This is a genomic window from Kocuria sediminis (assembly GCF_009735315.1).
GTDB lineage: Bacteria > Actinomycetota > Actinomycetes > Actinomycetales > Micrococcaceae > Kocuria > Kocuria turfanensis.
In genome coordinates this window covers 1-7,110 of record NZ_WOGU01000016.1, presented here as the reverse complement: position 1 = coordinate 7,110, position 7,110 = coordinate 1, and the positions used below count along the sequence as shown (strand labels likewise).

Here is a 7,110-nt window from a genome sequence, read left to right as displayed (position 1 = left end):
CGCTGGTTGTCGTGCACGTCCCAGGTGACGACCGGGTTGTCCGGGTCGCCGGTGTAGTAGTCCTGCGTGTAGATCTCCACGCGGTGGCCGTCCGGGTCGCGCAGGTACAGGTAGAAGGCGTTGGAGACCCCGTGCCGGCCGGGGCCGCGCTCGATGCGGTCGGACAGACGGAGCGCGCCGAGCTTGTCGCAGATCGCGATGATGTTGTGCTTCTCATGGGTGGCGAACGCGACGTGGTGCATCCGCGGCCCGTCGCCGCCGGTCATCGCGGTGTCGTGGACGGTGGACTTGCGCCGCATCCACGCGGCGTAGGTGGTGCCCTCCTCGTCCTGGATGTCCTCCGTGACCCGGAAGCCGAGGTCCTCCATGTACGCCACGGCCCGGGGCACGTCCGGGGTGACCTGGTTGAAGTGGTCCAGGCGCACGAGCGCCCCGGGCGTGTAGAGGTCGTAGCGCCACGCGAGGCGCTCGACGTGCTCGACGTCGTGGAAGAACTCGTACGGGAAGCCCAGCGGGTCCTCCACGCGCACCGAGTCGCCGATGCCCTTGGTGAAGCCCTCCGCTCGCCGCTCGACCCGGCAGCCGAGCTCCTCGTAGAAGGCCACCGCCCTGTCCAGGTCCTCCGGGCTGCGCACGCGGTAGGAGAAGGCCGCGACCGCCGCGACCGGGCCCTTGCGCAGCACGAGGTTGTGGTGGATGAACTCCTCGAAGCTGCGCAGGTAGACGGTCTCCTCGTCCTCCTCGGTCACGACGAGGTCGAGCACGTCGACGTAGAAGTTGCGGGAGGCCTGGAGATCGGTGACCACGAGCTCCATGTAGGCACAGCGCAGCACGTCCGGCCGCGGGGCCGCAGGGGTCGGGATGGCGTTGTCCGGGCGGCGGATGGGATCCTCGCCGGTCACGACCGGCTCGGGGGCGTTCGGGGTGATGGGTGTCGTCACGTCAGCGTCCTTGCTACTCGAGTGGGTGGGGTGCGCTCAGCGCAGGTCCGGGTCGTCCACGTCCGCCCCGGCGTCGAGGTCGGCCTTGCCGAAGGTGGGGTTGTGCACCTCGCCCAGGGTGATGTGCACGGCCTGCTGGTCGGTGTAGAAGTCGATCGAGCGGTAGCCGCCCTCGTGGCCGAGGCCGGAGGCCTTGACGCCGCCGAAGGGGGTGCGCAGGTCCCGCACGTTGTTGCTGTTGAGCCAGACCATGCCGGCCTCGATGTTCTGCGAGAAGTTGTGCGCGCGCTTGAGGTCGTTCGTCCACACGTAGGCGGCCAGGCCGTAGCGCACGCCGTTGGCCAGCCGCAGCGCCTCCTCGTCGGTGTCGAACGGGGTGATCGCCACGACCGGTCCGAAGATCTCCTCCTGGAAGATGCGGGCCTCGGGGGCGACGTCGGCGAAGACGGTCGGGGCGACGTAGTTGCCGGTCGGGAAGCCCTCGGGCCGTCCGCCGCCGGCGACCAGGCGTCCCTCGGTCCTGCCGATCTCGATGTAGCTCATGACCTTGTCGTAGTGCTCGGGGTGCACGAGCGCCCCGACCTCGGTCCGCGGGTCGTGCGGAGGGCCGACGACGACGCGCTCGGCCTGGGCGGCGTAGCGCTCGACGAACTCGTCGTACACCTCGCGCTGGACGAGGATGCGGCTGCCGGCCGTGCAGCGCTCGCCGTTGAGGGAGAAGACGCCGAAGATGGTCGCGTCGACCGCGGCGTCGAGGTCGGCGTCGGCGAACACGACGGCGGGGGACTTGCCGCCGAGCTCCATCGACAGGCCCTTGAGGTGGGGCGCCGCGTTGGCGAAGATCAGCTGGCCGGTGCTGCTCTCACCGGTGAAGGAGATCAGCGGCACGTCCGGGTGCTTGACCAGCGCGTCGCCGGCGTCCTCGCCGAGACCGTTGACGAGGTTGAACACCCCCCGGGGCAGCCCGGCCTCCTCGAAGATGCCCGCCCACAGGGACGCCGACAGCGGCGTGAACTCGGCCGGCTTGAGCACGACGGTGTTGCCCGTGGCCAGGGCCGGTCCGAGCTTCCAGGACTCGAGCATGAAGGGCGTGTTCCACGGCGTGATGAGCCCGGCGACGCCGATCGGCTTGCGGTTGACGTAGTTGATCTGCCGGCCGGGGACCTTGTAGGTGTCGTCGGCCTGGGCCACGATCAGGTCGGCGAAGAACCGGAAGTTCTCGGCCGCGCGGCGGGCCTGGCCCAGGGCCTGGGTGATGGGCAGGCCGGAGTCGAAGCTCTCGAGCTCGGCCAGCCGGGCGTCGCGCGACTCCACGATGTCCGCGATGCGGTGCAGGATCCGGGAGCGCTCCCGCGGCAGCATCCGCGGCCAGGGCCCCTCGACGAAGGCGCGCCGGGCCGCCGCCACGGCCCGGTCGACGTCGGCCTTCTTGCCGGCCGCGGCGCGGAGGTAGGTCTCGTTCGAGACCGGGTCGAGCACCTCGAAGGTGTCGCCGTCGGCGGAGTCGACGAACTGGCCGTCGATGTAGTGCTGGATGCGCTCGGGCAGGTCGGCGGGCAGGTGCCGCTCGGTCGCCGCCGTCGCGTCGGTGGTGGTGTCGGTCATGGGGTGCCTCCGGTCGGTGTGCGGGCCGATCCCGCGTCGTCTGAGTACTTGTGGGCCAGGTATGCCTCGAGGGTGGCCATCCGGTGCTGCCGGCTGGCCCGCTCGATCTGCACCGGGGGAGCCCCGGTCTCGATGAGCCGCAGGATGTTCTCGTGCTCGCGCGCGGACTCCTGGGCCCGGTGGGGGACGAAGCTGAACGTCGAGTCGCGCAGGTTGCCCAGGCGCGCCCACTCGGCGGTGACGAGCTCGGACATCCGCGGGTTCGGGCACGGTGCGAACAGGATCGAGTGGAACTCCCGGTTGAGCGCCGTCAGCGTGTGGGGATCGAAGCTGTCGAGGCTCTCGACGATGCGCGTGTTCGTCTCCCGTGCCCGGCGCAGGTCGTCGGCGGTCAGGTGCCCCGCCGCCAGGGCCGTGGTCGCGCCCTCGAGGATGGCCAGCGCCTGCATGCTGTGGCGGTAGTGCGTGTCGTCGACCATCGACACGTGGGCGCCGACGTTGCGCTCGAAGGTCACCAGCCCCTCGGCCTCGAGCTGCCGGATCGCCTCGCGCACCGGCACCACGCTCATGCCCAGCTCCGCCGCGATCGCCGCCAGCTTGAGCCGGTAGCCCGGGGCGAACTCCTGGGCCAGGATCTGCTGCCTGATCCAGTGGTAGGCCCGCTGCGACTTGCTCAGGGAGGGAGCCGCCGGCGTCAGGGCCTCCGTCACCGGCCCGCGCGCCATGCCTCGTACCTCGCTCTCCACTCGGCGTTCATCGGGAACAGGCCGTCGACCGGCTCTCCCGCGACGACTCGCTCGGCGATCCAGGCGTCCTCCGCCTCCTGGGCGAGGGCCGCGTCGACGACCTCCTCGACGAGCGCCGGCGGGATGACGATGACGCCGTCCCGGTCGCCGACGACGACGTCGCCGGGCTGCACGGTGGTCCCGCCGCACGCGACCGCCACGTCGGCCTCCCACGGCACGTGCCGCCGGCCGAGCACGGCCGGGTGGGCGCCCTTGGTGTACACGGGGATGCCCACGGCGGCCACGGCGTCGTAGTCCCGCACGCCGCCGTCGGTGACGATGCCGGCGGCTCCCCGGCTGCGGGCGCGCAGCGCGAGGATGTCGCCGAGGGTGCCCGACCCGTCCTCGCCGCGCGCCTCGATGACGACGACCTCGCCCTCGCCGACGGCGTCGAACACGCGCTTCTGCGCGTTGTAGCCCCCGCCGTGGCTGGCGAAGAGATCCTCGCGGTTGGGCACGAAGCGCAGGGTGCGCGCGGTGCCGACGACCTTGGCCCTGGGGTGCATCGGCCGCACGCCGTCCACGGTGACGTTATTGAGCCCGCGCTTGCGCAGCTGGGCGCTGAGTCCGGCCACCGGGGCCTCGGCGAGCTTGTCCCGCAGGGCCGGGGTCAGACGGAACGCCTCCGGCTCCGGGTCCAGCCCGGCGGCGGCGCGCGAGCCCCACGCCTCGGCGCGCTGGCGGTCGTCGACCGCCGGCAGGGACCCGAGGGCGTCGTCGAAGCCGTGCTCGCCCTGGGTGACGGTCGTGACCAGCCGGCCCGAGCTCGGCGCCCCGGGGGCCCCGGGGGCGTCGACCTCGACCTCCACGACGTCGCCGGGGACGACGACGGAGGACCCGGCCGGGGTGCCGGTGAGGATCACGTCGCCCGGCTCGAGGGTGAAGTGCTGGGAGAGGTCGGCGACGAGCTGGGCGAGCGGGAAGAGCAGCCCGGCCGTGGTGTCGTCCTGGCGCAGCTCGCCGTTGACCCAGGTGCGCAGCCGCAGCGCCGCCGGGTCCACCGCACGCGCGTCGAGGAGGCCGGCGCCGATGGGGGTGAACCCGTCACCGCCCTTGGAGCGCACATTGGAGCCCTTGTCGTTGGCCCGCAGGTCGTACAGGCCGAAGTCGTTGGCCGCCGTCACCCAGCCGACGTGGTCCCACGCCTGGGCGAGCGGCACGCGGCGGGCCGCGGTGCCGATGACGAGGGCCACCTCGCCCTCGAAGGCCAGCAGCTCGGTCCCCGCGGGGCGTTCGATCGTCCCGCCGGTCGGGGCGACCGAGCTCGCCGGCTTGAAGAAGTACGACGGGTGCTCGGGGCGGCGCCCGCGCTGGTCCGCCCGCGATGCGTAGCTGAGGTGGATGGCGACGATCTTGCCCGGTCGTCCCGGAAGGCCCGAGAACCGCGGATCTGCGCCGCCGGCCATCGTGTTGCTGTCGGTCATGTGCGTCCTCACTCCTGCGTTGTCCCAGGAACATATACGATCCTACGCCCCGGGACAAGGGTGCTCGTGGTGCAGATCACAGCGTTCGCCGGGGTGCCCGGTGCGGCGTCGGAATCACCATGGCGCATTCCCCGGATCGGCCGGGCGTTCCCGGGCCACAGGGTGGGAGTCATCCCGGGAACATCCTTGTGTGTGACGCAGATCAACATATACGATCCGTGGCACCAGGGGAACGGCGTGCCCGAGAAGGAAAGCACCCGCACACGCTGTTCGCATCGACATGGACGTCGGGACCGACGTCCGAGGAGGGAGTGGGATGCAGTTCCACCATCACGGGTACGTCTCCGGCGACCCGCGCGTTCAGCCTGCTGCAGGTGTCGGTCTCCACCGGCCCGAGGAGCTGCCCGAGGAGGTCGACGTCCTGATCGTCGGCACGGGGCCGGCAGGGATGATCGCGGCGGCGCAGCTGTCGCAGTTCCCCGACGTCACGACCCGGATCGTCGAGCGCCGCGGCGAGCGGCTGGCGATAGGCCAGGCGGACGGCATCCAGGCCCGCAGCGTCGAGACCTTCCAGGCGTTCGGCTTCGCCGGGCGGATCATCGAGGAGGCCTACCGGATCACCGAGATGTGCTTCTGGCACCCGGACCCCCAGGACCCGTCGCGGATCGTGCGCGGGGAGCGCCCGGAGGACGACCCCGCCGGGATCAGCGAGTTCCCGCACCTCATCGTCAACCAGGCGCGCGTGCTGGACTACTTCGCCGAGTTCATGGCGCACGCGCCGACGCGGATGAGGCCGGACTACGGGTACGAGTTCCGCGGCCTCGAGCGCACCGACGACCCCGAGCACCCGGTGACCGTGACGCTGGTGCACACCACCGGGGAGCGGGCGGGGCAGGAGAAGGTCGTGCGGGCGAAGTACGTCGTCGGGGCCGACGGGGCCCGCAGCGGCGTGCGCGAGGCGATCGGGGCCAGGATGAAGGGCGACCAGGCGTTCCACGCGTGGGGCGTCATGGACGTCCTCGCCGTCACCGACTTCCCCGACATCCGCCTGAAGTGCGCCATCCAGTCCGGGGCGGGCGGCAGCATCCTGCTCATCCCCCGCGAGGGCGGTCACCTGTTCCGCATGTACGTCGATCTCGGGACCGTGTCCCCCGACGACCGCGGCGCGGTGCGGAGGACGACGATCGAGCAGATCGTCGCCAAGGCCAACGCGATCCTGCACCCCTACACCCTCGACGTCCGCGACGTCGCCTGGCACAGCGTCTACGAGGTCGGCCACCGGGTCACCGACCGGTTCGACGACGTGCCCCTGGAGGAGCTCGGGACCCGCGCCCCGCGCGTGTTCATCGCCGGCGACGCCTGCCACACGCACAGCGCCAAGGCCGGGCAGGGCATGAACGTGTCCATGCAGGACGGGTTCAACCTGGGCTGGAAGCTGGGCTACGTCCTGTCCGGGCGCAGCCCCGAGAGCCTGCTGAGCACCTACTCCGCCGAGCGGCAGGTCATCGCGCAGAACCTCATCGACTTCGACAAGGAGTGGTCCACGCTGATGGCCAAGAAGCCGGAGGAGTTCGCGAACCCCGCCGAGCTCGCCGACTTCTACGTCCGCACCGCCGAGTTCCCCGCCGGCTTCATGACCCAGTACCCGCCCTCGATGCTCGTCGCGGAGCCGGACCACCAGGACCTGGCCACGGGCTTCCCCATCGGCAAGCGCTTCCGTTCGGCCCCGGTCGTGCGGGTCGCCGACGCGAACCCGCTGCAGCTGGGACACCAGCACCGGGCCGACGGCCGGTGGCGGGTGTACGCCTTCGCCGACGCCGCCCCCGGGGAGACGTCCGCGCTGAGCGCCTGGGCGCAGTGGATGACCGAGTCGCCGCAGTCCCCGGTCGCGACCCACACCCCCGAGGGCGCTGACGCCGACAGCGTCCTGGACGTCAAGGTCGTCTACCAGCAGAAGCACGTCGACGTCGACATCACCCGGGTGCCCCGGCTGTTCCTGCCCCGCAGCGGCCCGTTCGAGCTCGTCGACTACGAGAAGGTCTACGCCGCCCACCCGGACGAGGACATCTTCGACCTGCGCGGCATCGACCGCGGCGTCGGGTGCGTCGTCGTGGTGCGCCCCGACCAGTACGTCGCCGCGGTCCTGCCGCTGGAGGACACGAACGCTCTGGCCGGGTTCTTCCGCCGGCACCTGCTGGACGTGAACCGCCAGCCGGTGGCGTAGCCGCCCGACCGCCGGCCGAGGCGCCGGACCTCATCATCGACGACACAGGAGAATCCATGGCACACACGTCAGCCGTCCCGGCCGGGCGGCACGAGATGTCCCGCGAGGAGCGCAAGGTCCTCGCGGGCACG

The 7,110-nt window shown here is 71.5% G+C and carries 5 protein-coding genes; 1 reads left to right on the top strand and 4 read right to left on the bottom strand.

All coding sequences use genetic code 11. The annotated features are described in order from the left end of the window. The 4 genes from hpaD to GMA12_RS15880 form a co-directional block, all read right to left on the bottom strand. Window positions 1–815 (bottom strand): 3,4-dihydroxyphenylacetate 2,3-dioxygenase (hpaD, locus tag GMA12_RS15895; RefSeq protein ID WP_240898904.1); only part of this gene is annotated, 815 nt, incomplete at its 3' end. A gap of 162 nt (window positions 816–977) precedes the next feature. Next, a complete protein-coding gene (gene hpaE, locus GMA12_RS15890; RefSeq protein ID WP_156270491.1) occupies window positions 978–2,546 on the bottom strand; it encodes a 5-carboxymethyl-2-hydroxymuconate semialdehyde dehydrogenase in 1,569 nt (522 codons plus the stop codon). Further along, entirely contained in the window at window positions 2,543–3,271 is a 729-nt protein-coding gene (locus GMA12_RS15885; RefSeq protein ID WP_156270490.1) for a GntR family transcriptional regulator, read from the bottom strand. The genes hpaE and GMA12_RS15885 overlap by 4 nt, the downstream gene beginning before the upstream one ends. Beyond that, window positions 3,253–4,755: a fumarylacetoacetate hydrolase family protein gene (locus GMA12_RS15880; RefSeq protein ID WP_240898901.1), complete on the bottom strand. Its 1,503-nt coding sequence runs from the start codon at window positions 4,753–4,755 to the stop codon at window positions 3,253–3,255. Before GMA12_RS15880 ends, GMA12_RS15885 begins: the two co-directional genes overlap by 19 nt. A 316-nt stretch (window positions 4,756–5,071) precedes the next feature. On the opposite strand from GMA12_RS15880, the gene GMA12_RS15875 reads away from it, so the two are divergent. Further along, a complete protein-coding gene (locus GMA12_RS15875) occupies window positions 5,072–6,979 on the top strand; it encodes an FAD-binding monooxygenase (protein ID WP_156270489.1) in 1,908 nt (635 codons plus the stop codon). Window positions 6,980–7,110 lie beyond the last annotated feature (131 nt).

Coding starts and splice junctions, on each gene's coding strand:
- hpaE (WP_156270491.1), bottom strand. CDS start 2,546: ATGACCGACACCACCACCGACGCGACGGCGGCGACCGAGCGGCACCTG.
- GMA12_RS15885 (WP_156270490.1), bottom strand. CDS start 3,271: ATGGCGCGCGGGCCGGTGACGGAGGCCCTGACGCCGGCGGCTCCCTCC.
- GMA12_RS15880 (WP_240898901.1), bottom strand. CDS start 4,755: ATGACCGACAGCAACACGATGGCCGGCGGCGCAGATCCGCGGTTCTCG.
- GMA12_RS15875 (WP_156270489.1), top strand. CDS start 5,072: ATGCAGTTCCACCATCACGGGTACGTCTCCGGCGACCCGCGCGTTCAG.